General features: G+C 50.6%; 19 protein-coding genes. 9 read left to right on the forward strand and 10 right to left on the reverse strand.

Annotation, left to right across the window (positions count from 1 at the left end; translation table 11 throughout):
* Positions 1-72: 72 nt before the first annotated feature.
* The 3 genes from ACYU87_RS12505 to ACYU87_RS12515 form a co-directional block, all read right to left on the reverse strand.
* Complete coding sequence (locus tag ACYU87_RS12505) at positions 73-393, reverse strand: DUF3467 domain-containing protein (RefSeq protein ID WP_461134424.1); 321 nt, start codon at positions 391-393, stop codon at positions 73-75.
* A gap of 317 nt (positions 394-710) precedes the next feature.
* Positions 711-4160 (reverse strand): pyruvate carboxylase, encoded by a 3450-nt coding sequence (locus tag ACYU87_RS12510; RefSeq protein WP_461134425.1) that lies wholly within the window; start codon positions 4158-4160, stop codon positions 711-713.
* Positions 4161-4357: 197 nt separating this feature from the next.
* Complete coding sequence (locus ACYU87_RS12515; protein ID WP_461134426.1) at positions 4358-5383, reverse strand: hypothetical protein; 1026 nt, start codon at positions 5381-5383, stop codon at positions 4358-4360.
* Positions 5384-5499: 116 nt separating this feature from the next.
* On the opposite strand from ACYU87_RS12515, the gene ACYU87_RS12520 reads away from it, so the two are divergent.
* A complete protein-coding gene (locus tag ACYU87_RS12520) occupies positions 5500-6159 on the forward strand; it encodes a DUF1345 domain-containing protein (protein WP_461134427.1) in 660 nt (219 codons plus the stop codon).
* A 12-nt stretch (positions 6160-6171) separates the two neighbouring features.
* On the opposite strand, the gene ACYU87_RS12525 is transcribed toward ACYU87_RS12520, so the two are convergent.
* Together ACYU87_RS12525 and ACYU87_RS12530 are read right to left on the reverse strand one after the other, a co-directional pair.
* Positions 6172-6345, reverse strand: coding sequence for a hypothetical protein (locus ACYU87_RS12525; protein ID WP_461134428.1), 174 nt, complete (start codon positions 6343-6345; stop codon positions 6172-6174).
* 75 nt (positions 6346-6420) lie between these two features.
* Positions 6421-7656 (reverse strand): nucleoside recognition domain-containing protein, encoded by a 1236-nt coding sequence (locus ACYU87_RS12530; RefSeq protein WP_461134429.1) that lies wholly within the window; start codon positions 7654-7656, stop codon positions 6421-6423.
* A 147-nt stretch (positions 7657-7803) separates the two neighbouring features.
* Between ACYU87_RS12530 and ACYU87_RS12535 the strand changes: the two genes are divergently transcribed.
* On the forward strand, positions 7804-8475 hold the full coding sequence (locus ACYU87_RS12535; protein WP_461134430.1) for a M15 family metallopeptidase: 672 nt from the start codon (positions 7804-7806) through the stop codon (positions 8473-8475).
* 124 nt (positions 8476-8599) lie between these two features.
* The gene (locus ACYU87_RS12540; RefSeq protein ID WP_461134431.1) at positions 8600-9598 is read left to right on the forward strand and encodes a M20/M25/M40 family metallo-hydrolase; all 999 of its coding nucleotides are present in this window, start codon (positions 8600-8602) and stop codon (positions 9596-9598) included.
* A gap of 51 nt (positions 9599-9649) precedes the next feature.
* On the opposite strand, the gene panC is transcribed toward ACYU87_RS12540, so the two are convergent.
* On the reverse strand, positions 9650-10489 hold the full coding sequence (panC, locus tag ACYU87_RS12545) for a pantoate--beta-alanine ligase (protein WP_461134432.1): 840 nt from the start codon (positions 10487-10489) through the stop codon (positions 9650-9652).
* A 139-nt stretch (positions 10490-10628) separates the two neighbouring features.
* Here panC and ACYU87_RS12550 point away from each other — a divergent pair, with 139 nt between their 5' ends.
* The 3 genes from ACYU87_RS12550 (at position 10629) to ACYU87_RS12560 (ending at position 14083) form a co-directional block, all read left to right on the forward strand.
* Positions 10629-11435 carry a glycogen/starch synthase gene (locus ACYU87_RS12550; RefSeq protein WP_461134433.1) on the forward strand — a complete coding sequence of 269 codons (807 nt, stop codon included), beginning with the start codon at positions 10629-10631 and terminating at the stop codon, positions 11433-11435.
* A gap of 197 nt (positions 11436-11632) precedes the next feature.
* Positions 11633-13474, forward strand: coding sequence for a glutamine--fructose-6-phosphate transaminase (isomerizing) (gene glmS / locus ACYU87_RS12555; RefSeq protein WP_461134434.1), 1842 nt, complete (start codon positions 11633-11635; stop codon positions 13472-13474).
* Between the two features lie 33 nt (positions 13475-13507).
* Entirely contained in the window at positions 13508-14083 is a 576-nt protein-coding gene (locus ACYU87_RS12560) for a DUF2911 domain-containing protein (protein ID WP_461134435.1), read from the forward strand.
* A 122-nt stretch (positions 14084-14205) separates the two neighbouring features.
* Here ACYU87_RS12560 and ACYU87_RS12565 read toward each other — a convergent pair whose 3' ends face one another.
* From ACYU87_RS12565 to ACYU87_RS12580, 4 genes are all read right to left on the reverse strand, one after another.
* Positions 14206-14658 carry a hypothetical protein gene (locus ACYU87_RS12565; protein ID WP_461134436.1) on the reverse strand — a complete coding sequence of 151 codons (453 nt, stop codon included), beginning with the start codon at positions 14656-14658 and terminating at the stop codon, positions 14206-14208.
* 40 nt (positions 14659-14698) lie between these two features.
* Positions 14699-15211: a hypothetical protein gene (locus ACYU87_RS12570; RefSeq protein ID WP_461134437.1), complete on the reverse strand. Its 513-nt coding sequence runs from the start codon at positions 15209-15211 to the stop codon at positions 14699-14701.
* Positions 15212-15988: 777 nt separating this feature from the next.
* A complete protein-coding gene (locus ACYU87_RS12575; protein ID WP_461134438.1) occupies positions 15989-18202 on the reverse strand; it encodes a penicillin acylase family protein in 2214 nt (737 codons plus the stop codon).
* A 90-nt stretch (positions 18203-18292) separates the two neighbouring features.
* The gene (locus ACYU87_RS12580) at positions 18293-19876 is read right to left on the reverse strand and encodes an amidase (protein ID WP_461134439.1); all 1584 of its coding nucleotides are present in this window, start codon (positions 19874-19876) and stop codon (positions 18293-18295) included.
* Between the two features lie 283 nt (positions 19877-20159).
* On the opposite strand from ACYU87_RS12580, the gene ACYU87_RS12585 reads away from it, so the two are divergent.
* From ACYU87_RS12585 to ACYU87_RS12595, 3 genes are all read left to right on the forward strand, one after another.
* Positions 20160-20861 carry a hypothetical protein gene (locus ACYU87_RS12585; RefSeq protein WP_461134440.1) on the forward strand — a complete coding sequence of 234 codons (702 nt, stop codon included), beginning with the start codon at positions 20160-20162 and terminating at the stop codon, positions 20859-20861.
* A gap of 417 nt (positions 20862-21278) precedes the next feature.
* Positions 21279-23846 carry a TonB-dependent receptor gene (locus ACYU87_RS12590; RefSeq protein ID WP_461134441.1) on the forward strand — a complete coding sequence of 856 codons (2568 nt, stop codon included), beginning with the start codon at positions 21279-21281 and terminating at the stop codon, positions 23844-23846.
* 177 nt (positions 23847-24023) lie between these two features.
* Positions 24024-26885 (forward strand): TonB-dependent receptor, encoded by a 2862-nt coding sequence (locus tag ACYU87_RS12595; RefSeq protein ID WP_461134442.1) that lies wholly within the window; start codon positions 24024-24026, stop codon positions 26883-26885.
* Positions 26886-26941 lie beyond the last annotated feature (56 nt).

The following is a 26941-nucleotide window of genomic DNA, read 5'->3' on the forward strand; positions in this document are numbered from 1 at the left end:
GTTTACGACGGACCGATGCACAGTTGTTAGTAACCGTACGACGCACCACCATAAACTATAGGCCGGCCACTCCTACGCCTGCCCCACCGGCCCACTAAAGCCACCACCTGGAAAGCGAAACTCATTGGGCTCATTGATACCACCGTATGCTTCTTCGAAACGGCTTATGTTTTCGCGCAGGGCTTCCAGCAGACGCTTGGCGTGTTCGGGCGTCAGGATAATACGGGCTTTTACCTTGGCTTTAGGCACGCCGGGCATCAGACGGATGAAATCAAGAATAAACTCGCTGTTCGAGTGAGCAATCATTGCCAGATTGGCGTAAACGCCCTCAGCAATCTCTTCGCTTAATTCAACGTCAATAGCACCTTCAGGATTTTGTTGGGGAGGAGTCATACGAAAACTAGTTATCAGTAGCGGCTATTCGCCAGAACGAGCATCGATTTGCCCGTTACATTGGGATATTAAGCAATACCGACAGCAATCGCCGTCAATAAAGTTTACCACCGCAATAATAGTGAAAACGCGCCATACCACACCGCCTATGAAGAGCCGGAATGCACCAATAGCAAAGATCCTGGCCGGAAACGATGGAGCCGTAGCTGACAGATATCCGACATGCCCAAGAGTATAGACGTATGTGCCATAATATAATAAACAGAAAGGGGATCGATGTCTGGTGCATCGATCCCCTTTCTGTTTATTATTACCCGTTAGGCCAGTTCAATCACACAGTCGTCCTGCTCAACGGTCGTTGCTTCTTTTAGCACAACTTTTGCAACCTTTCCTTCTTTGGAAGCGGCTACAATACTTTCCATTTTCATGGCTTCGATTACGAAAAGCGGTTGGTTTTTCTTCACAACGTCGCCTTCCTTCACCAGAATCCGCGTTAGCCGACCCTGCAACGGCGCACCTACATCACCGGCTTTGCTCACTTTGGCGTTCATGGCTTTTTCGACCTTCGAGGCCCGGTCGCGAACCTGTACCTGCCGACTCTGGCCATTCAGTTCGAACGTGATCGTGCGCATGCCAAACTCATCCGGCTCCGATTTGAACAGCAATCGAACAAGGATATTTTTTCCCTCTTCGATGTTGATTAAAATCTCCTCGTTTTCCTTCAGGCCATAGAAGAAAGCAGGCGTTGGAATGATGCTGACGTTACCGTACTGCACATTAGCTTTGTAGTAATCGTCATATACTTTGGGATACATCTGGTAAGACAGATAATCGACGAACCCATCGCACTGGGGATATTTTTCCTGGAAGGCTTTGAAATCAGCATCGAAGTCAATCGGTTTCAGGTGCTCGTTCGGCCGACCCGTAATGGGCTGTTCGCCTTTTAGCACCACCTGCTGAATATTCTCCGGAAAACCCCCAACGGGCTGACCCAGAATACCTTTCATCAGTTCTTTCACCGATTCGGGGAAGGATAATGACTCACCACGCGTCAGTACATCGTTGGCCGTGAGGTTGTTAGCCGTCATAAAGATGGCCATATCGCCCACTACTTTCGAGGAAGGCGTTACTTTTACGATATCACCAAAGAGCTGATTAGCAACCGAGTAGTTCTTTTTAAGAACTTCGAACTTATCGCCCAACCCCGTAGCAATGGCCTGTGGTTTCAGGTTCGAATACTGCCCACCCGGAATTTCGTTCTCGTACACTTCGGCACTACCCGCCTTCATGCCCGATTCAAACGGGTAATAGTACTCGCGAACATCTTCCCAGTAGTTCGAATACGCATTTAGCGACGGCAGACTTGTTTTACACTCCCGTTCGTGCCCCTGCATCATGGCAACGACCGAATTGAAATTCGGTTGTGAGGTCAGACCAGACAAGGCCCCGAGGGCACAATCAATAATATCAACCCCGGCGTCGATGGCTTTTAAATACGTAGCCGCCTGAATACCCGGTGTATCGTGCGTGTGCAGGTGGATGGGAATGCTCACCGCCTGCTTCAGTTCCCGAACCAGCACTTCGGCCGACAAGGGTTTCAACAGACCAGCCATATCCTTAATCGCCAGCAGGTGAGCCCCTTCGTCTTCTAACTGACGCGCCATATCCAGATAGTACTGGAGGGTGTATTTTTTCTGATTCGGGTCCAGCACATCGCCCGTGTAACAGATGGCCGCTTCGCACAGGGCATCCGTCCGTTCGCGAACAGCCCGCATGCTCACCTTCATGGCCTCAACCCAGTTGAGCGAGTCGAAAATCCGAAATACGTCAATGCCCGTTTCCCACGACTTCTCGACGAATTTCTCGATTAGATTATCAGGGTAAGCCGAGTAACCGACCGCATTGGATCCCCGAAACAGCATTTGCAACAGCATATTCGGCATGGCTTCGCGCAAGGCTTCCAGGCGTTTCCAGGGACTTTCGTACAGGAATCGCATGGCTACATCGAAGGTTGCTCCGCCCCAAACTTCCATCGAGAACAGTTCGGGATGGTTCTTGGCGAATCCTTCGGCTACCTTCTGTAAATCCTGCGTCCGAACGCGGGTCGCCAGCAGCGACTGATGCCCATCCCGGAACGTCGTATCCGTGTATAAGATACTCTTCTGATCAACTACCCATTTCGTGAAGTTTTCCCGGCCTAATTCCTTCAACCGGTCACGATTGCCCGGTGGATACTGGCTGTAGACGTCGAACGAGGGCACAATGGGTGTTCTGAACACCTTGCTGTCGTCTTTCTTTTTAACTTCCGGGTTGCCGTTTACAATCACGTCGGCCAGGTAGTTCAGTACCCGTGTCGAGCGATCCTGCGGCTTGCGGAAATCGAACAGTTCGGGGTGGGTTTCGATAAACGATACCCGCGCTTCGCCCCGTTGGAATACCGGGTTACTGATTACGTTCAGCAGGAAGCCGATGTTGGTTTTAACCCCCCGAATCCGGAACTCCAGCAACGCCCGTGTCAGTCGTTGGGTAGCTCCTTTCAGCGTACGGCCCCGCGCCGACACTTTCACGATCATCGAATCAAAGTAGGGCGAGATTTTCATGCCCGCGTAGCTGCTACCTTCGTCGAGCCGGATACCAAATCCGGCCGCATTCCGGTAGGCAGTTATCGTGCCAAAATCGGGTTTAAAGCCATTGGCCGGATCTTCCGTTGTGATGCGGCACTGAATAGCGTAGCCGTTGAGGGGTACATCGTCCTGGTGATTAATATAAATTCCATTATCGGAAAGCTGGTACCCCATCGCAATCAGAATCTGCGTTCTGACGATGTCGATACCGGTAACTTCTTCCGTAATGGTGTGCTCAACCTGAATCCGGGGATTTACTTCAATAAAGTAAATATTCTCGGCTTTATCGACCAGAAACTCCACCGTTCCGGCATTGGAATAGTTAACGGCCCGACCCAGTTGCAGGGCGTACGCGTAGAGTTTGTCTTTGGTATCCTGCCGTAGACCAAACGACGGCGCTACTTCAACAACCTTCTGAAACCGCCGTTGCACCGAGCAATCACGCTCGTACAGGTGAACAATATTTCCGTGCTGATCGCCCAGCAACTGTACTTCAATATGCTTGGGCTCTTCGATGAATTTCTCCAGGAAAATCGTGTCGTCGCCAAAGGCATTCCGGGCTTCGTTTTTGGCTTCGGCGAAGGCCTTTTCAAACTCCTCGGCCTGCCGTACCACCCGCATACCACGACCACCACCACCGGCGGCCGCTTTCACCATAATCGGAAAACCAATCCGCTGGGCTTCCGTCAGGGCAAACTCCGGCGACATATTTTCTTCCCGCGAATCCGGAATGAGGGGTACCCCTGCTTTAGTTGCCAGATTTTTGGCCCGAACTTTATCGCCCAGCGCGTCCATGGCTTCCGGCGATGGGCCAATGAATATTATTCCTTCTTCACGGCACCGCGTAGCCAGTTTTACGTTCTCAGATAAAAAACCATAACCGGGGTGAATGGCATCGATTTTATGCCGCTTGGCCAACAGAATGATGCCTTCAACATCCAGATACGGTTTCAGCGGGTCCTCATCGCGCCCAATTTGGTAAGCTTCATCAGCCTTATAACGGTGAAGCGAATACCGATCTTCGTAGGTGTAAACGGCAACGGTAGTGATGCCCAGCTCAGTGGCGGCCCGCATAATGCGGATGGCAATTTCGCCCCGGTTAGCGACAAGCAGACGGTTAATGGGTCGGATATAATCTTTCATGATTCTCAACAAAAGCGGCTTCAGGCTACAAGACTGCTAAATAGCTTGGCAAGATTGTTGAAAATTTTGAAAAAATCGTTCTGCCCTGCATAATCATTGGATAAGACAGCCTTTTCAACGAATATTACAGAAATCAATATACCTCTGTTGGCACGATAACCCGGTACTAATCACTACTCATTCGACGGTTTCCCGGCTTACCGGTAACTTTTTAGCCACTGCCTCAGAATGCTTGTGTTGGCAAGCGCCTTTACATCCTGTTTCAATTGTTTGATGTCCCGCTTTAGTTGGGCAATATCGCTGTTGAGGCTAAACTCGAACCCAACCAAGGAACCAGCACTAAAGGTCGATTTCCCGGTCATAGCCGCCAGTTCTTTCTGAAGCGATGCAAACTCGGCTTCCAGTTCCTGCGCCTGCTGCCGCAGAATCTTGTTGTAATAGGTGAGTTGCTCTTCGGCCAGGGCTTCCAGATGCGCCTGATCGATACGCTCGAATTCCAGCTGTAACCGGAACAGAGCCAGCAAATCGCTTTTCTCGTAGGCGGCTATGACGCGGTGCATAATGTCGGTCTTCCGCAGCTTTTCGGCTTCATCAGGTTCGCGGTCGGGGTGAAACGCTTTGACCAGGTCCATGTACAAGGTGCGAACCGCTTTGGTCGTTTTCTGCGCGTCAGCCATTTTTTTAGCCTCCCGCTCCAATTGTTTGGCCGACTTCGGTTTATTCGCCCGTTGGCGCTGGCGCTCGGCTTCGGCGGCTTCCTGTTCAGCTATGTAATCATCAGCGCCTTCATCTGAATTTGCTTCGTTTCGACTAGCCAACGGCTGGTCTTCGTTGCGGTCATCGTCGAATTCGGCCGTGTTATACGTGTCGTAAATGGGCCTGAGCGCATCGATTCCGTGTACCGAGATCAGATCGGATGCCATCCTTCGGATCAGGTCGGCAAGCTTCTTTTTCTCGTTGTTCGTGATGTCTTCGTGCCCATAAGCCCGATCGAAAAGGCGTACCAGATCGGCCTGTAACCGACAATACTGATCGAGCAAAGGGTGATAGTCGGCCTTGACCCGTTGCTGAATATGCCCGGAAACATCGCGCAGGTCGTGCAGATCAACCGTAAGCTGCTCAATTTTTTGGGTTAACCGGTTAAACTCTTTCTGCGATTTAGACAGCGGTTCGCTTCCGGTCCCTATGCGAACAATATGATACTGCGTCGGTAAAAACGACATGGTTATCTAAGCTTGTTAATGAATAGAAGATTCTGGTAGAAACAATCCGTAAGCGAAAATTTGGGGAGTACGCCATTCAGAACGTACTTCGTCGTCTGCTACGTCTTTTTCTGACCATGAGTGCACATACAACAAATCCGGTTGCTCACCTCGACTCCCAGCATCGCTTACTGATTGGCCTAGCCGTGGCGGTACTTAGTTATTTCGTTGTTCCGGGACGATTTTCCGTAGCGGCCCAATTTGCGCTTGTCTGGGTGTCTTTTGCCGTAACCATTCTCGTGCTGATGTGGATCAGCATCAGCGTGGCTCACCCGCGTGATTTGCCAGCGCTTTCACGCCTTGAAGATTCGAGTCGAACCCTCATCTCAACGTTCGTGCTTGTGGCTGCTGTTGCCAGTCTCTATGCTGTAATCGTGCTGCTCGATTCTGCCGACAAGACCAGCCCGGAGTGGCCCCGAAATCGACTGCTGGCTATTTCAGCCATTGCCAGTGCCTGGCTTCTGGTGCATACAGTTTTTACGCTCCGATACGCCCATTTGTATTACGGCAATGACACGAAGCAAAAAAAGCAACCCGGCGGTCTGGACTTTCCAAGCGAGCCGGAACCCGACTATCTGGACTTTGCCTATTTCTCGTTCGTAATTGGCATGACCAGCCAGGTTTCCGACGTTGCCGTTAGCTCCAGACCCATGCGCCGTACCGCTTTGGTTCATGGGTTGCTTTCGTTTGGGTTCAACGCAATCATTATTGCCTTGACCGTAGGCGGCCTCTCCTAGCCGATAACCCGGTTACCGTTGCCCCGCCCGCCCCTGCTTTTTGGCTTTTTCCTGTTGTTCTTTTTCGTAGGCTTCGCGCTGTTGTTTATCGGATAATAAGTTGCGGTATAAGCCATTCAGCACATAGATGTCGTCAACATCATCAATTAGTAAATGAAGTTTCTCACGTACCTGATTAATATTCATTCGGTTAGTCCGCTGAAGCGGTGCGTTTGTTGAATTAGCGATCTAAGCCACTAACACGTTTCTGCTGTGTTTTGCTCAGTGGAAGAAGAAATATCCGAGGGCTATACCGGCAATAACGCCCACCAGATCGGCAAATAAGCCGTAGGGTATCGCATGGCGGGAATTTTTGATGCCCACCGATCCAAAATACAGCGCTACGATGTAAAACGTGGTATCGGCCGATCCCTGGAAAATGCAGACGAGTCGCCCGACGAACGAATCGGGGCCAAATTGCTTCATCGCGTCGATCATGAGTGCCCGCGCACCGGAAGCACTTAACGGTTTCATAAGCGCCACGGGCAGCGCATCCGTAAAGTCCGTATTCATACCCGTCAGGGAAAATACATACCTGAACCCACCGACCAGGTAGTCCAGCGCACCGGCATTGCGAAAGGCCCCAATGGCAACCAGCATCCCGACCAGGTAGGGAATGATTTTGACCGATGTTTCAAATCCGCCTTTCGCCCCTTCAATGAATGTCTCGAAGATTGGGACTTTTTTTCGGATGGCCCCCAGCAGAAACGAGACTACGATGGTCATCAGAATGACATTGCCGAACACTTTCGAAAACGTTTCGACTTCTTCTTTAGGGCGGCCTGCCAGTAGCCAAAGTGCCAGGCCGATCAGGGCCGTAATGCCGCCCAGCCAGCCGAGCACGGTGGTGTTCAGCAAATTAATACGCTGCTTGATCGATACCGCTACCAGCGCGACAACCGTGGTTACGTAGGTGCCAATGACGCAGGGAATAAACACATCCGACGGATTGGCAGCGCCCAGAATAGACCGTTGCGCCATGATGCTCAACGGAATAATTTGCAAGCCTGACGTGTGCAGAACCAGGAACATGATCTGTGCATTGGATGCCGATTCTTTATTCGGATTCAGCTCCTGTAAACTCGCCATGGCCCGTAGTCCGAACGGGGTAGCGGCATTATCCAGGCCAATCAGATTGGCCGAGAAGTTCATAATCATCTGACCATTGGCGGGGTGGTCTTTAGGCACTTCGGGGAAGAGTTTATGGAAAAACGGACCAATGATGCGGGCCAGAAAATTGATCGCTCCGGCTTTTTCACCCACATTTAACAACCCCAGAAAGAACGTCATCACACCCGCCAGTGGCAGGGCGATGTCCATGACCGCGACTTTGGATGAATCGAACAGCCCCTCGACAATAAGTTTAAAAATTTCGGTATCGCCCAGAAAAATCAGTTTGGCGAGCGCTACCAGAAAAGCAATGACAAAAAAAGCAACCCAGATGTAATTTAAGGCCATCGGTTATGAAGAGCGAAAGAATAAGCGGGCTACAGGCTGTGGTGAAGCGTACTAAAAATACCGCACGGCTGTTCGCACCGATCCGTTTATAAATCCTGTAAGTTTACGTGAACATTTGGCTCAAACCAATTTTGCCTTTCTAAAGTAATGCGGCTTATTTGTATTCTACTCGCTATTTTTTCGTTCGCGCCCCTGCTTGCCCGGTCGCAGTCCTTCGAGGCCATAATGGCCAAACAGGGCCTTGTGGATGTGCAGAAAGTTGATCCGACCATTCTGGTTGAACTCAAGTATTCGACGACCGACAACTTCGTTGGCAAAGACGTATACGGCGACCTTACACGCGCCTACATGCAACCCATGGCGGCCAAAAAACTCGCCGAAGCCAGCAAGTATTTACAGGCCCATCACCCTACCCTCCGGCTGCTAGTGTATGATGCGGCCCGCCCCCGTACAGCCCAGTGGAAACTCTGGAACGCCCTTCCCGATTTACCCGAAAACGAACGCCAGAAGTACGTAGCCGACCCCCGAAAAGGGTCTATTCACAACTACGGCTGCGCGGTCGACCTGACAGTAGCCAATCAGGATGGCAAACCCCTCGACATGGGTACCAAGTATGATTTTTTCGGTGAACTGGCTTACCCATCCCGCGAGACCGAGCTGCTCAAATCGGGCAAACTAACCCAACAGCAGATTGACAATCGGCAGATTCTCCGCACGGCGATGCGCCAGGGTGGATTCAGCCCCATTGAGTTTGAGTGGTGGCACTTCAACGCCCTTTCCCGCGAGAAGGCTAAGATGGTGTTTCGGATTGTCGATTAGCGAACCCAACCAGTGAAAGGCTAGAGAAGACATCTCTGTTAGGAAATTACGTATGCGATTAATTGTGTTACGAGTAGCGTTTTGTGCCCTTTTCAGTATTTGTCAAAGCGTTGCGCAGCCTGGTATGTCTCAAGTATCCGTTCCGATACAGCTGCTCAAGAAGCACGTCTATCTATTAGCATCCGACAGTTTACAGGGCCGCGCCACTGGAACGAAAGGACAGCGGCAAGCTGCTTTATATTGCGCAAGTTCGTTTAGACAAAGTCATCTACTGAGTTCTTTTCGCCTTGATTCTGTTCGAGGTTCCTTTCGACAGACCTTTCCCTTCACACTCGTTGAAGCTACCCCCTTTGGCTATTCAGGCAGCTACAGGAGCAGCTCGTCATCCTACAAACGTTTTGAACTGATCGAGCAGACTCTCTCTACCAAGGACAGCAATAAAGTATTCTTTGGCGACAATGTAGGTGGCCTGATGATCGGAACCGATCTGAAAAAGGAAGTGGTGATCATTTCGGCTCACTACGACCATTTGGGGCGTAATGGAAAATACATTTTTCACGGTGCCGATGATAATGCATCGGGTACTGCTACTGTCCTTAGTATAGCTTCGGTGTTTGATAGCCTGGCTCAACAAGGATTCAGACCGCGCCGTAGCATCCTGTTCTTGCTTTTTTCGGGGGAAGAAGGCGGATTACTGGGCTCCAAGTATTTTGTTAATCATAGTCCCCTCAATCTCAGCCAATTCGTGTGCGATTTAAACGTGGATATGGTGGGTCGGGTCGATGACGATCATCGAAAGAACCCCAATTACTGTTATCTGATTACTAACGCTCAGGGGAGTGAGGTCAAGACAATTACTAAAAATAGCAATCAGCAATCGGTGAATCTGGTCTTAAATCAGGGTGGCTACGATGCCGAAAATGATCCCAATAACCACTTTTCCCGATCGGACCAGTACAATTTTGCCCAAGCAGGTATTCCGGCACTGTTCTTTACAAGTGGGTTACATCAAGACTATCACCAGCCTTCCGACACCGCCGACAAGATCGACTATATACTCTTGCAAAAACGGGCAACACTGGTTTTCCAGACAGCCTGGACGATGGCAAATCTCAACCCATAAGCAGCCAGCAGTCTACATGGTTACTATGATCAGGTTACGGAGCTGCATATCTCAAAACACCAGGTTATCAATCAGCCTGACTTTCCCGAGATGGGCGGCCAGACAGATGGCCGTTTGGCCGGGAGCCAGTACCTCTGTGGCCAGTTGAAGCGTGTCGGCATTGACAATTTCGACGTACTCTAACCGAAAATGGGGATTACCCGCAAAAAAGCCCGTTACAGCCTCTTTCGCCTGCGTAGGGGTATGACCTTCCACCAGTAAGTCGTGGGCCAGTGTGAGGGCCTTAAACAGGGCCGTAGCCTGCTCCCGCTCCGTGTCGGTAAGATTCCGGTTGCGCGACGACATGGCCAGCCCATCAGGCTCGCGGACGGTCGGGCACCGGACCAGCTCCACCCCGAAACTCAAATCGCGCACGAGCCGCCGGATAACGGCTACTTGCTGCAGGTCTTTCTGCCCGAAATACGCCTTGTTGGCCTGCACGATGTTGAACAGCTTGGCCACAACCGTACCCACCCCATTAAAATGCCCTGGCCGGAAAGTGCCTTCCATCACGGTTTCCAGATCGCCAAAGTTGAGCCGTAACGTTGTTGGTTCCGGGTACATTTCGGCTACCGAGGGCGCAAAAACAATATCGCAACCAGCGGCTGCCAGTTTCTGACAATCTTCTTCCAGCGTACGCGGGTACAAAGCCAGATCGTCGGGGTTGTTAAACTGGGTCGGGTTAACGAAGATACTGCTCACGACCACGTCATTCTCTACACGAGCCGTCTCGATAAGCGTAACGTGTCCTTCGTGCAAAGCGCCCATCGTTGGCACGAAGCCAATTGTGTTTTCGGGACGCAGGGAATTCAGGTGATGACGAAGGGCAGATACCGTATCGAAACGAAGCATAACCGACAAGTTTTTTTTGGGGTTGCAATGATACGAGAACTGTATCTTTTTTGCACAAAATGTATTGAAATACGGGAAAAATTTGTATAATTTTGCAAGTTTTTTGGTTCTCTCAGACAATACACACGCTTCCCTATTTATGAGCAAACTTCGCATCCTTTATGTCGCCAGCGAAATCAATCCTTTCCTGAAAACGTCTGACGTCGCTGATTTCGTCCGCAAATTGCCGCAGGCCATGCAGGAGCGCGGGATGGAAATTAGAATCCTGGTGCCGCGCTTCGGTCTTATCAACGAGCGCAAAAACCGGTTGCACGAAGTGGTACGGTTGTCGGGGATCAACATTGCCGTAGGAGACGATGAAAAACCGCTGATCATTAAAGTTGCCTCAATCCCGACAGCCAAACTACAAGTCTATTTTATTGACAATGAAGACTATTTCCAGCGGAAATATGTTTTCCACGACAAAGAAAACAAGTTTTACGACGACAACGACGAGCGGGCCATTTTCTTCTGCAAAGGTGTTCTGGAAACCGTTAAGAAACTAGGATGGGCTCCCGATATCGTTCACTGCAATGACTGGATGACCGCCCTGATTCCGCTGTACCTCAAAACAACCTACAAAAACGACCCAATGTTCAAGGACACGAAGTCTGTTTTTACTGTCTATAACAATTCGTTCGAGCACCGTTTTGAGGGCGACATCATCGAGAAAGCCCGCATGATGGACATTGACGATGAGATGCTGGCCGAATTAAAAACGGCTGATTTTGAAGGATTTATACGCATCGGATCGACCTACGCCGACGCGGTTGTTCGGGCGGAAGAAGAAACAAGCGAAAGCCTCAACGCCATCCTGACGAACTTCTCCGAACACAAATTTGACACCGTTGATGAAGGTGACGTGACCGACCGATACTACAATCTGTACACGCAGTTGGCGGGTTAGTCGGCTCCGAACGTTATCGACTGTCGATAACGAGCTTACTTGATGTAAACGAGTTCAGCAAATGACTCAATAAAAAGCCGGAGATTTCCGGCTTTTTACGTTTACTTTACTTTCGAAGAAAGGCAGCTGATGGCGTCTTTCACTTTCTTTACCATCTCAACCGATAAACGCACCGACGGTCCGGTAGCAATAAAATTATGTGTGGTATTGTCGCTTATGTAGGATACCGGGAAGCGTGTCCATTGGTGTTAAAAGGGCTGAAACGGCTCGAATATCGGGGCTACGACAGCGCGGGCGTGGCTTTGATGAATGACCAGGGCCTGACTGTATTCAAGAAAAAAGGAAAGGTAGCTGCTTTGGAGCAGGAACTGGCCGGTAAAGACGTCCAGTCCACCATCGGCATGGGGCACACCCGCTGGGCTACTCACGGCGAACCCAACGATGCAAACGCTCACCCGCATTATTCCTTTCATCGGAAGCTGGCCATTATTCACAACGGCATTATCGAGAACTATGCCGCCATCAAGCAGGCGCTACTCAAAAAGGGCCACACCTTCAGCAGCGATACCGATACGGAAGTTCTCGGGCAATTTATCGAAGATATCTGGGAGAATACAGCCGGGGCGTCGCTCGAAGAAGCGGTACGACTGGCCCTGCAGGAAGTTGTAGGTGCCTATGCAATCGTAGTTATGAATCAAACTGACCCAACTCAGCTGATTGCGGCCCGGAAAGGCTCACCACTGGTCATTGGCGTTGGCGAAAACGAGTTTTTTCTGGCATCGGACGCTACGCCCATTGTTGAGTACACCAAAGATGTTATTTACCTCAACGACTATGAGATAGCCGTTATAAAAAATGGTGAACTGACCGTTGTTACGCTCGACAATACAACCACAACGCCTTACGTACACAAAGTAGAACTGGAACTGGAAGCCATCGAAAAAGGCGGCTTCGACCATTTTATGCTCAAGGAAATCTTTGAGCAACCCCGCTCCATTGCCGATTCCATGCGTGGGCGCGTTAAAGCCGATGATGGCCTGCTCCAACTGGGCGGCTTGCGGGATTACCTGGACAAGCTGGCCAAATCCAAACGAATCGTTATTATCGGCTGCGGCACCTCCTGGCATGCGGGCCTGGTAGCCGAATACATTTTTGAGGAACTGGCCCGGATTCCGGTTGAAGTGGAATACGCATCGGAGTTTCGGTACCGCAACCCGATCATCAAGGAAGGCGACATTGTGATTGCCATTTCGCAATCAGGTGAAACCGCCGATACACTGGCCGCTATTGAACTGGCCAAGTCGAAAGGGGCCACTATTTTTGGCGTTTGTAATGTCGTGGGGTCGTCGATTGCCCGGGCAACCCACGCGGGTGCCTTCACCCACGCCGGACCCGAGATCGGCGTAGCCAGCACCAAGGCATTTACCGCCCAGGTAACCGTTCTTACATTGATGGCTCTGGCAGCCGCAAAGCGCAAAGGGACCATCTCCGACTCCCTGTTCCGGCAGCTGCTGGCGGAGCTGGAAAGCATTCCGGCGAAGGTTGAGCGGGTGTTGCAGGCCGCCGACAAGATTAAGGAGATCGCGTACATTTTCACCTACGCCCGTAACTTCATTTACCTGGGTCGGGGTCTGAATTTTCCCGTTGCCCTGGAAGGCGCGCTGAAGCTGAAGGAGATCAGTTATATCCACGCCGAGGGCTACCCGGCGGCCGAGATGAAACATGGCCCGATTGCTCTCATCGACGAAGATATGCCGGTGGTGGTCATTGCCACGAAAGACAGCTCCTACGAAAAAGTGGTCTCAAACATTCAGGAAGTAAAAGCCCGCAAAGGCCGCGTCATTGCCATTACAACCGAGGGTGATACGCATTTACCCGGCATGGTCGACTTTACCATCGAAATCCCGAAAGTTCACGAGATTCTGGTGCCGCTGATCTCGGTTGTGCCACTGCAATTATTAGCCTACGATATTGCCGTGATGCGCGGCCGTAATGTTGACCAGCCCCGAAACCTGGCCAAATCCGTAACAGTCGAGTAAATACCACAAACCCACGAGTCATTTTCACAGACAATGAAGAAAGCTACCCTCTTTTTCGGATTACTTTGCCTGACAATTGGTACAACAAACGCCCAAACATTCAGAGGTCTCGACAAAACGCCGATGGATATGGCTTATTACCCGGATGACTATGCGCACGACCGGAAATTTGCCCCCGCCAAGATTGGTACCGACAAGGCGATGGTTCGTATCACCTACAACCGACCAGCAAAAAATGGCCGTGAGATTTTCGGGAAGCTGGTACCCTTTGACAAGGTATGGCGGGCGGGCGCCAATGAAGCGCCCGAAATCAAATTCTACCAGGATGTTACGGTTGGTGGTAAAAAAATACCCGCGGGGAACTACGCCCTGCTGACGATCCCGACCGAAAAAGAATGGACAGTCATTCTTAGTTCCGATGTTGACCAGTGGGGTGCGTATAGCTACAATCCGGCCCTGGATGTGGCGCGGGTAACGGTGCCAGTGCAGAAGGCTGAAACGCCACTTGAGAACTTTTCGATCCAGTTCGCAAAGAAAGATGCTAAAACGACGACCATGTACATGGGTTGGGACACAACCGTAGTGGCCGTTCCTATTTCATTGCAGTAGATCTATAGGCCAATTCACAAAATAAATTTCTTTCTGTGGAGTCGATTATAAGTAATCGACTCCACAGAAAGAAACAGCATTCCGGGTACTATTTTCCCCCACTTGCCTGTTACTGACTAAAGCTACTCGGTAACCCGTTTGTATTTTTCAATAATCACCCGATCAATACCAAGCTTTTCGAGCTTCTCCACGCCTTTCTGGGTCAGCGTGTCATTCGCAATTTTCACGACAAATTTGAACGTGTTGCCCTCCCATTGCTTGTCGGTAAAATAATCCAGGTATTCCGTATAGACGCTATCGGCCAGGGTGTATTTCCCGCCCCCCCCGGTAAACTCATGGGACGAAGAATCACTACCCGTGCTGCGTTTGTGATTCAAAAACGAAAAGTGGTCAGCATTAATGATCTTAATCATTTTATGCGTCGGATCGAAGGTCGAAAAGGACGTATCTTTCTCTGTGGTCGTGGCCGAAACCAACTCCCAGGTTCCAACAATTGGCTTTGCCGTTTCTTTCGACTGGCAGCTACCCAACGCAGCCAGTATTGTTATCAGAACCGGTAACTGTTTGTAATTCATAGTGTATAGCTAACCTATTTAACTCCGGTAGAGCATCCGTTTAGTTTTTCCCCTGACGACAAAGCTGAACGGACTCCTCCAGTTTCTGCTTGATCTGCTTAATCAACGATTCGTCCTTCGTGTTGAACGTCAGCGAAGTTGTATTGTCCTTGTTGTCTTTGTCTTTACCGTCAGTATTGAACGAACCACCAAAGCCACCCAGATTCATCGCCATTTTCACTTTATCCGCCGGAACGTCTAACAGCAGCGTATACTGCCCATCTTTGTTCTTCTTGTAGGACACTTTCCGTACGTCTTTCAATTGCCAGGCCATATTCACGCCTACTGAAACGTCTTTATCCTTGCTATCGACATCCATATTTATCTGGCACCCCCTGAACCTAAACGTAGCGTTTTCGTCCTTGTCTTTGTCATCATCTATCGTCAGTTGATTGAACTGCTTTTCGAGCCAGGCTCCATTCTTGGCCAGGGTCTGAGCATGAGCGGGTTGTACCAGAGAAAAACCAAACGATACGATGCCTGTAACCGCCAGAAGCTTGGTAGCCGTTTTCATATTATCTATGTTAAGGTGAGCCTGAATCAAGCCGATTATTGTTGATTTCACAACCAAAACCGGCTGAAAGGTGCACAGCCATTATGAAAGGATGACCCACCAACGACTCTGGAGATTGATTGTGAGCCCGTAAATTGAACACAAGCTACTTGCGCGTTTGTGTCTTTTGAGTGGTAGGCTATCACCTCTTTTTCGGAACGTGCCGCTTCTCATCCGTAACCCACCTACGCCGATCAAGGCCAGAAGCACCAGGGTACACCTCAAATTATGTTTTGTCTGGCGTTGAGTTCTTTCTTGATTGCTTTTAAACTGTTCCAGTTCAAGAATAGAATTGGTAGCAATGCAAACGGTATCACGCCCAGACTTATGCTCGTTGCACCAAGTCCTTTTTTACTGGCTAAAATCACTACCATAACGAGCAGTACTGAAAGCGCGCCAGCCAACAGACCCGTTGCAAGCGCTGTTGTCTTTTTTTGTTTAAGTAAGGCCTCCTAGGTAATCATTTCTTCGATTTTCTCGCTTTTCATATGACTCAGTTCGTGTTAAGAAAAAGTTACTGTATCAGGGGTGTTCATCTTATCAACCGAAGCCCAAAAATGGAAACCCAGATGCTCTCTTCCAGGACCAGGAGGTTTGTTGCCTACAAGCTGGAAGTGCACGCTCCTGCTTGTTCTCCCTCCAACACACTGTTGTATGCTATATCCACTGACTGCCAAGGCATTGATAATTTTGAAAGCCGCCCCTGTGTGATAATGCAGTTCCATTGTTCAGGAATAGTTACTCCCCTGGATGGTACGTTTTTTCCACATGTTGCTTCACGTCTTCGGGGTAGAACAGCACGTCTTTGAATTTGCCCACCGTGTAGAGTGGAGCCTGATCGGTGAAGTGCTTCAGGCCGGGTTTACTGCTCTGGCCGCCCGTGACGACGGAGCGGGCTTTTACGCGCTTGCCGAACTCAACGACAGCCACAAAGCTATTGCCTACACTCCCGTATCGCTTCTTGGTGCCCGGATACGTCCTCGCAGCGAAAGCCGCCAGTGAACCCCAGGCAGAGGACGTGAACGCCACCGGGAGGCTGGGCTTCTGATCGTCGTAGGTTTCCTGAATCCTGCCGGTCAGGCGCTGGTACCGGTTGATGTCGCCCCAGGGTGTTTTCCAGGTACCGAAGTCGCGGGTAAGTTCGGTCAGTACCTCCGCCAGCGCCGTTACTTTTTCTTGCGCTGTGGTTTGGCTGATCGTAAACGCTGTCAGACTTAGGTTGTCGAAACGCTGATCGCCAGCGGCACGGCTACGCGCCAGGCGCTGTATTTTTTCGCCCCAGTAAATAGCCAGTGTCTGACCAATCGATGTAGCGCCGTAGGCTCTATCCCAGGCTTGGAGCACCTGAATGGCTTCAGTCAGGTCTTTGGTCTGATTGACGGCCTCCCCCGAAACTGTTTGATAGGCGGTCAGCAGTGCCGGAAGCAACGCATCGAAAGCCGATAAATGGGGGTCGTTGGCAGCGGCAATCAATGTGTCGAGCGTAAACATCGACTTATGGCTCAATACCCGAACGGCGTTGATGCCCCGATAATTTTCGGCATCGGGAGCCATATACGCCGGAAATTTGCCTTTATCGGGACTGCTGCTCCCCGACACGGTGAATGGCGTTGCATTGCAGTTCTGAATCCAGCCAGTAGCCGGGTTACGTACCTGCACGATCTCATCGACCGAATGCAAACCCTGCCAATCAGTTTTGGGGTCGCTGCCGTCGACAGGTTTCTCCCAGTCGAATGCAGGATTGCGTTTCGGCATAAAGTTGCCGTGCCAGTAGGCGATGGTACCGTTGCGGTCGGCAAAAACTGTGTTGTTGGACGCATTGCCGTTCAGTTTCATCACGGCTTTGAAACTGGCGTAGTCCGTTGCCTTGGTTCGTAGATACGACTGCGACAGCGCATTCAGGGGCGTGTTCATCATGGCAATGGCAATCCATTTTCCATCTTGTTCGCCCGCAATGGGACCGTGCTGCGTGAAATACATCGTAAACTCCTTGTACTGTATGCCCGATGCAGTCTTGTACGGAAGCCTGACTTTCTGTGTGCGAACGGGCTTCAACTCGCTGCCGTGTTTGTAGTACAGGGCATTTCCTTTTTTCTCGATCGTTTCTAGGTATTCGTCCATCGAATCGGCATAGCTGGTGGTATGCATCCAGCCACAATTCTCGTTAAAGCCCTGATAGATGAAAAACTGCCCCCACGTAACGGCCCCGTAGGCATTCAGTCCCGCCTGGCTAACCATGTGCACCTCCGACCGGAAATAGAACGATGTGTGCGGATTAATCAGTAACAAGGCATTCTTGGTAGCGCTTTTGGCGGGGGCAATGGCAAACCCATTTGAGCCAACCGACTCGCGCTCGTAGTGGTCGACGTTGTTGATCCAGGAGGTTGATTTTCGCTGTTCGTAAAATGCTTTCAGCCGCTCCGTCGAGACAACGCTAATGTTGCCACCAATACTGCCTTCGCTGAACATGAGCGGCATCCAGGGTTGAAAGCGTTTGAGTAATTTCGGTTTTACATCAGGGTGCGTGTAGAGGTAATAATTGCTGCCATCGGCAAACGCATCCAGCAGTTGCTTCATCCAGAGCGGACTTTTGCTGTAGATGGCAATGGCCTGAGTCGAATCCAGAAACAAACGTGCCCGCAAATCCTGGTACAACGCCGATTCCCCTTCAACCTCCGCCAACCGGCCGATTGACGTAATGTAGTTTTCCTCTACGCGCTCAAAGTCGTCTTCGCATTGGGTAAACAGAAGGCCGAAAATAACGTCAGCGTCGGTTTTGCCATAAATATGCGGCACGCCCCAGGTGTCCCGCGTAATCGTTACCCGTTTGGCCTGTTGCTGCCAGCGGGCAATGTCGGCTTTCGTGACTGGCTGAGCCTGGAGTGCGTGACCGGCAAGACCGATAAACACACACAGACACGAGCTAATTGATTGTCGTATAGAACGATGCATAGGTTGATGATGTAAGGCTCAAACAGGCTCCGGTTGTTTGAATTCGTGTAGAATACAGCAAACAGCCGGAGCCTGTTTGGGCCTGACCAGTTATTTCCCCAGGTCTACAAACCGTTTGGGTGGTGCCCGGTGGTGGGTTGCCTGCTCGTAGCCATACGCTACTCGAATTAACGTTGGTTCGTCAAAGATTCGACCCAGAAACTGAATGCCAGCGGGCAGATCGCCGGTCGTATACCCCATGGGTACGGTAAAGGCAGGCTGGCCCGTGCTGGGAGCAATCAACTGGCTGTTGTCTCCTTTGTAGCCCTTCGCATCGCCAACGAGTGCGGGCGGGTAGTTCCAGCTTGGGTAAACCAGCGCATCGACCTTGCGTTTATTCATTTCGGCTTCTATGGCATTCCGGTAAGCAGTCCGAAGCGGGTCCGTAAACGCATCACCACAGGAAATTTCGGGATGAGCAGCCCGGCCGGAATGGGTGTTCTGGCTAACCAGCCGATCCCGGACAAGGTCAGAGTAACCACCAACGCGAATGATATCGTCCAGCGTTTTTAACGTATCCCGCTTCACAAACGTCCGAAGGTACGTTTCAACGTCGGCTTTAAATTCCGAACACCACTGGTTGGCACGCAGGGAGTCAAAATCGGGAATGGTCACGTCAACGATTTGAGCACCGGCACGAGTCATATCGGCCAGCGCCTTGTCGAAGAGTTGTTTTACTTCGGGGTGGATGTTCTTGTCGACAAGCTGACGCATTACGCCAATTCTTGTACCCTTCAGGCCGTCCTTTCGTAAAAACTGGGTGTAACTTTTGGGCATTTTACCCAGGCTATTCTTCGTAATTGGGTCGTTGGGATCGTAACCCGCCGTAACGTCCAGCAACCGAACGGCGTCGGCCACCGTCCGGCACATCGGCCCACCCACGTCGTTCCGGGTGTACAGCGGAATAATGCCGTACCGACTTACCAGCCCCAGCGACGTCCGAAAACCAACCAGCGCATTATGCGACGACGGCCCCCGGATGGAGTTTCCCGTATCCGAACCCAGACCAACCGCGCCCAAATTGGCAGCCACCGCAGCGGCCGTCCCCCCACTCGATCCGGCGGGCACATACGCCAGGTTGTATGGATTCAGCGTTTCGCCCGCCATCGAACTTTGCGAATGCATGGGTGTGAAAGCCCATTCAGCCATGTTCGACTTAGCCAGCACGATAGCCCCTGCTTCCCGCAACTTCTGAACCTGGTAGGCATCTTTGGTGGGCACAAACCCCTTCAGGGCAATCGAGCCGCCTGTTGTTTGCAGCCCTTTCGTATTGAAATTATCTTTTACGATAACCGGGATACCGTGCAATGGACGCAACTTACCAGTTTTCTTAAACTCCGCATCCAGGGCACGAGCGGTAACCAGTGCTTCGGGATTTACGACAATAATCGAATTAAGTTTGGTCGGCTGGTCGTACGTTTGGATACGATCCAGGTACGCCTTCACTAGCTGTTCGCTCGTTAGCGAGCCATTTCGAAACGCCCGGTGGATGTCGCTGATTGTCGTTTCAACTATGTCGAATGAACTGGCGGAGGTTTTTCCGGGCTGAGCATGAGCCCGTGGTAGCCAGAGGAGACTCAATAGCGCTAAAAAAGAATAAACTCGCAGTTGACGAAGAGGAATATGTCGCGGCATACAGTGTTTATGTAAACGCCTAATTATATGGCAAAAATAGCTTTTCTTATTATGAATTAGCGAACATCAGGATAAATTAGCCCTGTTCATGTAGATAGCAAGAGGATTTACCGAAGAAAATTCTCCTACCCTTACTTCAGACCGATAGCTTCTTATTTTGTTAACGTTAGCCCTTTGTTGTCAGCGGGTTATTATGTATATTTACTATCCCAATCTACAACAAACAACTATACTAATGAGCCGGGTTTTGCCCTAAAAAGCATCGTCTGGCAAGTCAATCCGCATGAAAAAAGGACGCTCACAACCGAATCAACTCCAAATTGATTTTCTGGCGGCTTTCCGCCAAATGCTGATCAGTCTTGGTAGCTCCGACAACCTACCTGTCAACGAAAGTCTGTTTATGCAGATGACGGACCAGTGGGAAAACACGCGCGCCATGCCCGCTGATCTGTTGTTCACCAAAAGCCCCATTGAAGCCATCGTTTTCCGGTTACAGAAAGCCGAGTTGGAGGGCGAAGTGGGCCGTCTGCGCTTTCCGGCAGAACTGATTGCAGGCGAAATTCGCGGAGAGAAAGGCCTGACTGGTTTCTCCGCCAAGTTTCGGGAACAGGGCTGGATTATCTTACCGGCTGAGTTATCGGCGATGTATAAAAACCTGTTCCTGAATATTCTGGCCGCTTCCATCGGACTCGAATACCTCTATCCTGTTCGGAAGGAGTTACTGGCCGAGGCCGAACGCGTAGCCCTGGCCGCTATGTTACCCGAAGCTGAAGTACGTAAGTTTTTTGGTCTGCGTCTGTCGCGTTTTCCCGACAGCTTCCGTAGTGAAGTGTCCAACTACTTCAATCTTCCTTTCGATTACGTCCTGAAACGGGCTAATCATCTTGGTATGGTAACGGAACAGGTTATCGAAGAATCACGCACGGTAACACAACCGCTGCGTGCCTCGGTACTACGCCGTCCGCAAAGCAGTAGGGCGGCTTAAGGCATATTTCATTATTCTGTATTTGAGCCGGTTGGATACGTACGTATCCAACCGGCTTTTTTATGCACTTCGGTTTTCAGATTAAGTCCTGAAACCCATCCGCCCCTCCGCTTGGGATAGGACTGGTCTATTTCGTTTTCCGCATGGCCAACCTCTCCACTGGCTCAAACAGCCTATTTCCAGATGCTCATTTATCTTATTACACCAAAAAATAGAACCCAAATAAGAATATTAGCCGAAAAAACACTACTTCGATAGATACTATTTGGAAGTACCATCAATAACATAGTGCTTTGCATAACCTATTAATCCAATAGACTATAACTACTAATAGTCTACCTACAACCGGGAGTATAGGGAGTATTCGTGAGCAACAGCGAATAGGCCAACAACAGGTAGTGTCAACCATCAGTAAGAATGAAACAAATTTTAACAGTAGCTTTATTCGTAGGGGCTTTTCTTATACCCTTATTTCTATCCGCACAAAATGCTCCCGTTATCAACTCGACAGTAACCGGACGCGTTATTGATGCCCGCACCAGCGAAAACCTGATCGGTGCTACGGTAGTCATTAAAGGCACAACCAATGGAGGCCCAACCGATCAGAATGGGGAATTCAAACTGCTTACGGGTCAAAAACTCCCCTTCGTTGTTCTTGTCTCGTTCGTGGGTTATGTAACAAAAGAGGTAGTCATCAGTGATAACAACGTAGATATTAAACTCGAAGAGAGCTCGAATCAATTATCCGACGTTGTGATTACCTCCCGGCGTCGTCAGGAATCAGCGCAGGACGTTCCTATCCCGATTTCCGTTGTCAGTGGTAACCGGGCTGAAGATGCCGGCGCGTTCAACGTAAACCGATTGAAGGAATTGGTGCCAACCGTCCAGTTGTATGCCTCCAATGCCCGGAATACTACGCTGAACATTCGTGGCTTAGGGTCTACCTTCGGCTTAACGAATGATGGTATTGATCCAGGGGTTGGATTTTACGTGGACGGTGTTTACTACGCCCGTCCGGCAGCTACCGCCCTCGACTTCATCGACATTGAACAGGTCGAAGTATTGAGAGGACCTCAGGGAACCCTGTTTGGTAAGAATACAACGGCTGGGGCATTTAACATTACGACACGTCCCGCCGGATTCACGCCCAGCGGAAGTTTTGAACTGAGTTATGGTAACTACGGCTACATTCAGGCCAAGGGGTCACTAACCGGGCCAATCAGCAAAAAGCTTGCCGCGCGGGTATCGTTTACGGGCACGCAACGAAACGGCACGTTTTACAACGTCCATACTCAGCTTCCCATCAACGACATTAACAACATTGGCGTGCGGGCGCAACTCCTGTATACACCCAATGACAACGTAAGAATCACCATAATCGGGGATGTTTCCGAGCAGAAACCGAATGGCTACGGCTGGCCGGTAGCTGGTGTTGTTCCTACCAAACGGGCTGCTTATCGTCAATTCAATGCCATCATTGCCGATCTGAATTACAAGCTCCCCTATTCAAGCGCTTTCGACCGGATCGTTGATCTTGATACGCCCTCCAAAGCCGATAATAACCTCGGTGGGGTGTCGGTCAATGCGGATATTAAAATCGGGAACGGTACGCTGACCTCTACCACCGCCTGGCGGCACTGGCAATGGACGCCCCTGAACGACCGTGACTACATTGGTTTACCCGTTTTCACGATTTCGTCGGGCAACTCAGTGCATGACCAATGGTCGCAGGAGATCCGCTATGCGGGTAAAATTTCATCCCGGCTGAGTGGGGTCGTTGGCTTATTCGGCCTTTGGCAGGATTTGAAATCTGATCCTGTACAGACTGAAGAAGCGGGTTCGGCTCAATGGCGTTTTGCCCAAAGTTCTACCAGCGCCCTCTGGAAAACGCCGGGGCTTTTTGATAACTTCGGCATCCGGACAACCAACCGGATTCAGAGTACGGGGTTAGCTGCTTTTGGGCAACTTGACTGGGCCATAACCGACAAATTCCACATTTTACCCGGTGTCCGGTATAACTATGACAAGAAGGTAGCCAACTACAAACGCGAAACATACGGCGGTTTGCAAACAACCGATCCGGCTTTACTGGCCCTGAAAAACGCGGTTTATACGAACCAGGCGTTTGATACGGATGTATCGGAGGGTAATTTTTCCGGACAGGCTACTCTGCAATACAGAGCGGGCAGAGCGATCAATGCGTTTGCCACCTACGCCATCAGCTACAAACCCGTCGGGATTAACATTGGCGGACTGCCAACGGCCAACGGGCAGGTCTTACTTGACCTGGCCAGAGTAAAACCCGAACACGTAAACCACATTGAGTTCGGCTTAAAAACCAAACCATCGCCCAACTCCATCCTGAATCTGGTCTTCTATAATACAGAAATCAGGGATTTTCAGACGCAGGTACAAACGCCTGAACCCGGTGTGAACCGAGGTTATCTGGCCAACGCAGAGAAAGTACGCGTGATGGGCGTTGAGGTAGATGGAAACATACGGGTTGCCAATCGCTTAACCCTGAACGCGGCTGTTGCTTACACGGATGGTAAATATGTAACCTTCACGAATGCGCCGGTGCCGCTCGAAGAAACCGGTGGCGAGCAAGCCTTCAAAGACATTTCGGGGGGGGCGTTACCCGGTATCTCCAAATGGTCCGGTTCGGTAGGTGGTGAGGTAACCGCTGGTGGTCAGTTTATCGGCTTGAAAGGAAATTACTTCTTCGGGGTAGATGGTTTTTATCGTTCGTCATTTTCTTCAAGCCCATCGCCGTCTCGGTACCTTAACATTGATGGTTATTCTCTGGTAAACAGTCGGCTTGGGTTCAGAGCGTCTACGGGCATCTCGCTGTTCATCTGGGCCAGAAATCTGTTCAACACAAACTACTACGAGCAGTTGCTGGCGGCTCCCGGCAGCGCCGGGCATTATGCTGGCATTGTCGGTGATCCCAGAACCTATGGCATCACCCTGCGGTACACATTCTAACCGTATCTGAAACGGTTAACGCGCCCAACGCGACGGCAGTGGGCACTATATGCGGGAGTCCGTACCCACTTGTTTATTATTGATCTAGTAAAAGCTGTTCACGTTAATTTCATTTAACGTGAACAGCTTTTACTACTTTTAGCCTGTTTATATCCAACTTCCAAGCACAACGAATTAATGAAACATTTCTTTTTACTGTTACTTTTCCTGCTGGCGAGCCTCAGTCAAACCTGGGCGCAGATCAATATAGCGGGAATTGTTACCGACGACAGTAATCAACCCATGGCGGGAGTAACCGTTGTCATCCGGGGTACTAACACAGGGACTATTACCCAGACTAACGGGCAGTTTTCTTTTCAAACCAACGAGTCATTACCCCTGACCCTCAGCGTATCATTTATCGGCTACAAGCGGGAATATGTGGCCGTTCGGGGCAGTAATTTTCGCAGTATTAGCGTTAAACTGAGCGAGGAATCGACCTTGACCGATGAACTTGTGGGGTCGGTGAGTCGTGGGCCGGAAGATAGTCAGAAAGCAGCTGTAACGGTCGAGAAGCTTAGCACACGCCAGTTTCAGCAGTCACCGGCGGCTAGTCCGTTCGATGCCCTTCAGAACGTAAAAGGGGTCGATCTGTTAACCCAGAGCCTGACCTTCAAATCCGTGAATCTGCGCGGTTTTGGTGCCAACAATAACAACCGTTTTCTGCAGCTTACCGATGGCATGGATAATCGCTCTCCCGGCCTGGGTTTTGGTTTCGGCAATGTGGCGGGTGTCTCCGATCTGGACGTCGAGAGCATTGAGCTGATTCCGGGGGCTTCATCAGCCCTCTATGGTCCGGATGCGTTACAGGGCCTGATGCTGACAGCCAGCAAAAGCCCGTTTACCTACCAGGGTTTGAGTGCCCAACTGAAAGTGGGTGCCAATAATTTCGGGAAAGGTGATTTTGGGCCAAAAGGATACAGCGACATCGCCATTCGGTATGCCAAACAGCTGGGCACACGGTTCGCCCTTAAAGTAAACGTCCAGCGTCTTAGCGGTACCGATTTCATTGCGGATGACTATAGTGACCGATCGACGCGGGCGCGAGCGAATTTCTTTACCACGGATCCGAGCAAAGGCGGAGTAGCTACCGGCATTGGTTACATTCCCAACAACGACCCAAACACAAATTTTGCGTACGATGGCGTTAACAGTTACGGTGATGATATCAATGCGGGTGGAGCCTACACCTTCCCAAACGATTACGCAAACGTACTTTTACGGGGTAAGCTGGTAACCCGCACGGGGTATACTGAACTGGATGTATTGGGCAACAACGGAAACGTATTTAACAACCGGGCCAATGTGTCCCTGCATTACAAATTACCGGGTAACGTGGAGGCCTCACTTGGCTGGTATTACGGCAACGGTAACTTCATCCGGACCGCGGGCTTCCGCGAATATTTTCCCGACTATAAACGCCACCAGGTCAAAGCCGAGCTACGCGGTGATAACTTCTTTCTTCGGGCCTATACTACCCAACAGCAGGCTGAAGGCTGGAATATTGGCCAGACGGCTACTGCGATCAATAATAGCTGGAAATCGTTGAATCAATGGGCAACCGAGTTCGGCCAGGTGTATATTGATAACAAGTTTACCGTCGGCGATTCCCGCGCCACCGCTGACCGGGGTCGCTATCTGCCCGGCTCGGCTCAGTTCAATGCTGTTCGGGACGCCTACGCAAACACCTACAACACCGATTTTATCCCCGGCTCGACCACCGCGAAAGGAACGCGTTTCCGGGATAACTCTACCCTGTGGCATTACGAAGGCATGTACAACTTCACCAGGCTGTTGGACAATATGGTTGAGGTACTTGCCGGGGGCAGCCTCCGCCATTATGGCATCAATACAGGCGGCACGGCGATCGCCCTCAAAGCTGACGGCTCTGAATACACCATTAACGAATACGGAGCCTACGTGCAGGCGGCCAAAGAAATGAAAATAGGTACGCTGCTGACGGTGAAACCAACCATAGCCGTCCGCTACGATAAGAACCAGTATTTTAAGGGTGGAGTAACCCCTCGCGCATCGGCCGTTATCAGTGTTGGGCAGCATAATTTTCGGGGATCGTGGCAATCAGCTTTCCGAAACCCCTCACCGGGTCAGTTATTTGCGATTCCAGCGGCTGGCAAAGGGGGCGATGTAGGGGGCTCGTCACTCGCAGCTCAATCGGCCGGGCTATCCACCAATCCAGCCTATGTAGATAGTGACGTAAAGGATTTTACGGCCGGCCGGATTACGGAAGCACAACTCCGCAGCCGCGCGTATAAACCGGCTGATTTCACGACAGAGACGATAAAAACCTGGGAGGTAGGGTATAAAACACTGATTCAGAATAAGCTTTACATCGATGCTTTTTACTTCCACAGCCAATACACCAATTTTATTGCCGCCCAGAGTTTTTACCAGCCTACTAATGGCCGGATCGCTGACTTCGCGACAAACGCCTATCGCACGCTGCAAATTAATTTCAATAATTACAACGAGATATTCGTCGATGGCTGGGGCATTGGCTCGGAGTATGGTATAGGACGCGGGTTTACAATTAGCGGCAATTTTGCCCATCAGGTAGGTACCGTAACCTTACGGGATGCCCAGGGAAATGTTGTCAATGATAATGCGGGTGTACCCATCATAAAACGGAAGATGAGTAATCCTGAAGTATCGCAAAAAGGGCGCAACTTCTTTATTTCACCCGAAAACCGGTATAACCTGACACTTGGCAACGCACGTCTGACGAACCAACTCGGAGCCACGGTAACCTACCGCTGGACAGATAGAATGTGGGTGGAGCAGGGCACGACAGCGGGCGATATCTGGCTACCGTCCTGGACAAGCCTTGATGCACAGGTATCGTATAGAGTACCCACGTTCAAATCTATCGTTAAGCTGGGCGGCACAAACGTAATCAATCAGTACTATGCCCAGGGGTATGGCCTGGCCCGAATCGGTGGACTGTATTATTTGAGCATCACGGTTGATGAGTTGATGCGGTAGCTGTTTTCATAAATACGCTGCATGAAGAATACCACCGCAATTTTATTTTCTTCTAC

Source organism: Spirosoma lituiforme, from assembly GCF_054776635.1.

What these genes read in the sequence shown, in the direction of transcription:
- ACYU87_RS12565 (WP_461134436.1), bottom strand. Translation starts at nt 14,658, where the DNA reads ATGAATTACAAACAGTTACCGGTTCTGATAACAATACTGGCTGCGTTG.
- ACYU87_RS12530 (WP_461134429.1), bottom strand. Translation starts at nt 7,656, where the DNA reads ATGGCCTTAAATTACATCTGGGTTGCTTTTTTTGTCATTGCTTTTCTG.
- ACYU87_RS12560 (WP_461134435.1), top strand. Translation starts at nt 13,508, where the DNA reads ATGAAGAAAGCTACCCTCTTTTTCGGATTACTTTGCCTGACAATTGGT.
- ACYU87_RS12580 (WP_461134439.1), bottom strand. Translation starts at nt 19,876, where the DNA reads ATGCCGCGACATATTCCTCTTCGTCAACTGCGAGTTTATTCTTTTTTA.
- ACYU87_RS12585 (WP_461134440.1), top strand. Translation starts at nt 20,160, where the DNA reads ATGAAAAAAGGACGCTCACAACCGAATCAACTCCAAATTGATTTTCTG.
- ACYU87_RS12595 (WP_461134442.1), top strand. Translation starts at nt 24,024, where the DNA reads ATGAAACATTTCTTTTTACTGTTACTTTTCCTGCTGGCGAGCCTCAGT.
- ACYU87_RS12570 (WP_461134437.1), bottom strand. Translation starts at nt 15,211, where the DNA reads ATGAAAACGGCTACCAAGCTTCTGGCGGTTACAGGCATCGTATCGTTT.
- ACYU87_RS12550 (WP_461134433.1), top strand. Translation starts at nt 10,629, where the DNA reads ATGAGCAAACTTCGCATCCTTTATGTCGCCAGCGAAATCAATCCTTTC.
- ACYU87_RS12510 (WP_461134425.1), bottom strand. Translation starts at nt 4,160, where the DNA reads ATGAAAGATTATATCCGACCCATTAACCGTCTGCTTGTCGCTAACCGG.
- ACYU87_RS12525 (WP_461134428.1), bottom strand. Translation starts at nt 6,345, where the DNA reads ATGAATATTAATCAGGTACGTGAGAAACTTCATTTACTAATTGATGAT.
- ACYU87_RS12575 (WP_461134438.1), bottom strand. Translation starts at nt 18,202, where the DNA reads ATGCATCGTTCTATACGACAATCAATTAGCTCGTGTCTGTGTGTGTTT.
- panC (WP_461134432.1), bottom strand. Translation starts at nt 10,489, where the DNA reads ATGCTTCGTTTCGATACGGTATCTGCCCTTCGTCATCACCTGAATTCC.
- ACYU87_RS12590 (WP_461134441.1), top strand. Translation starts at nt 21,279, where the DNA reads ATGAAACAAATTTTAACAGTAGCTTTATTCGTAGGGGCTTTTCTTATA.
- ACYU87_RS12505 (WP_461134424.1), bottom strand. Translation starts at nt 393, where the DNA reads ATGACTCCTCCCCAACAAAATCCTGAAGGTGCTATTGACGTTGAATTA.
- ACYU87_RS12515 (WP_461134426.1), bottom strand. Translation starts at nt 5,383, where the DNA reads ATGTCGTTTTTACCGACGCAGTATCATATTGTTCGCATAGGGACCGGA.
- ACYU87_RS12535 (WP_461134430.1), top strand. Translation starts at nt 7,804, where the DNA reads ATGCGGCTTATTTGTATTCTACTCGCTATTTTTTCGTTCGCGCCCCTG.
- ACYU87_RS12540 (WP_461134431.1), top strand. Translation starts at nt 8,600, where the DNA reads ATGTCTCAAGTATCCGTTCCGATACAGCTGCTCAAGAAGCACGTCTAT.
- ACYU87_RS12520 (WP_461134427.1), top strand. Translation starts at nt 5,500, where the DNA reads ATGAGTGCACATACAACAAATCCGGTTGCTCACCTCGACTCCCAGCAT.
- glmS (WP_461134434.1), top strand. Translation starts at nt 11,633, where the DNA reads ATGTGTGGTATTGTCGCTTATGTAGGATACCGGGAAGCGTGTCCATTG.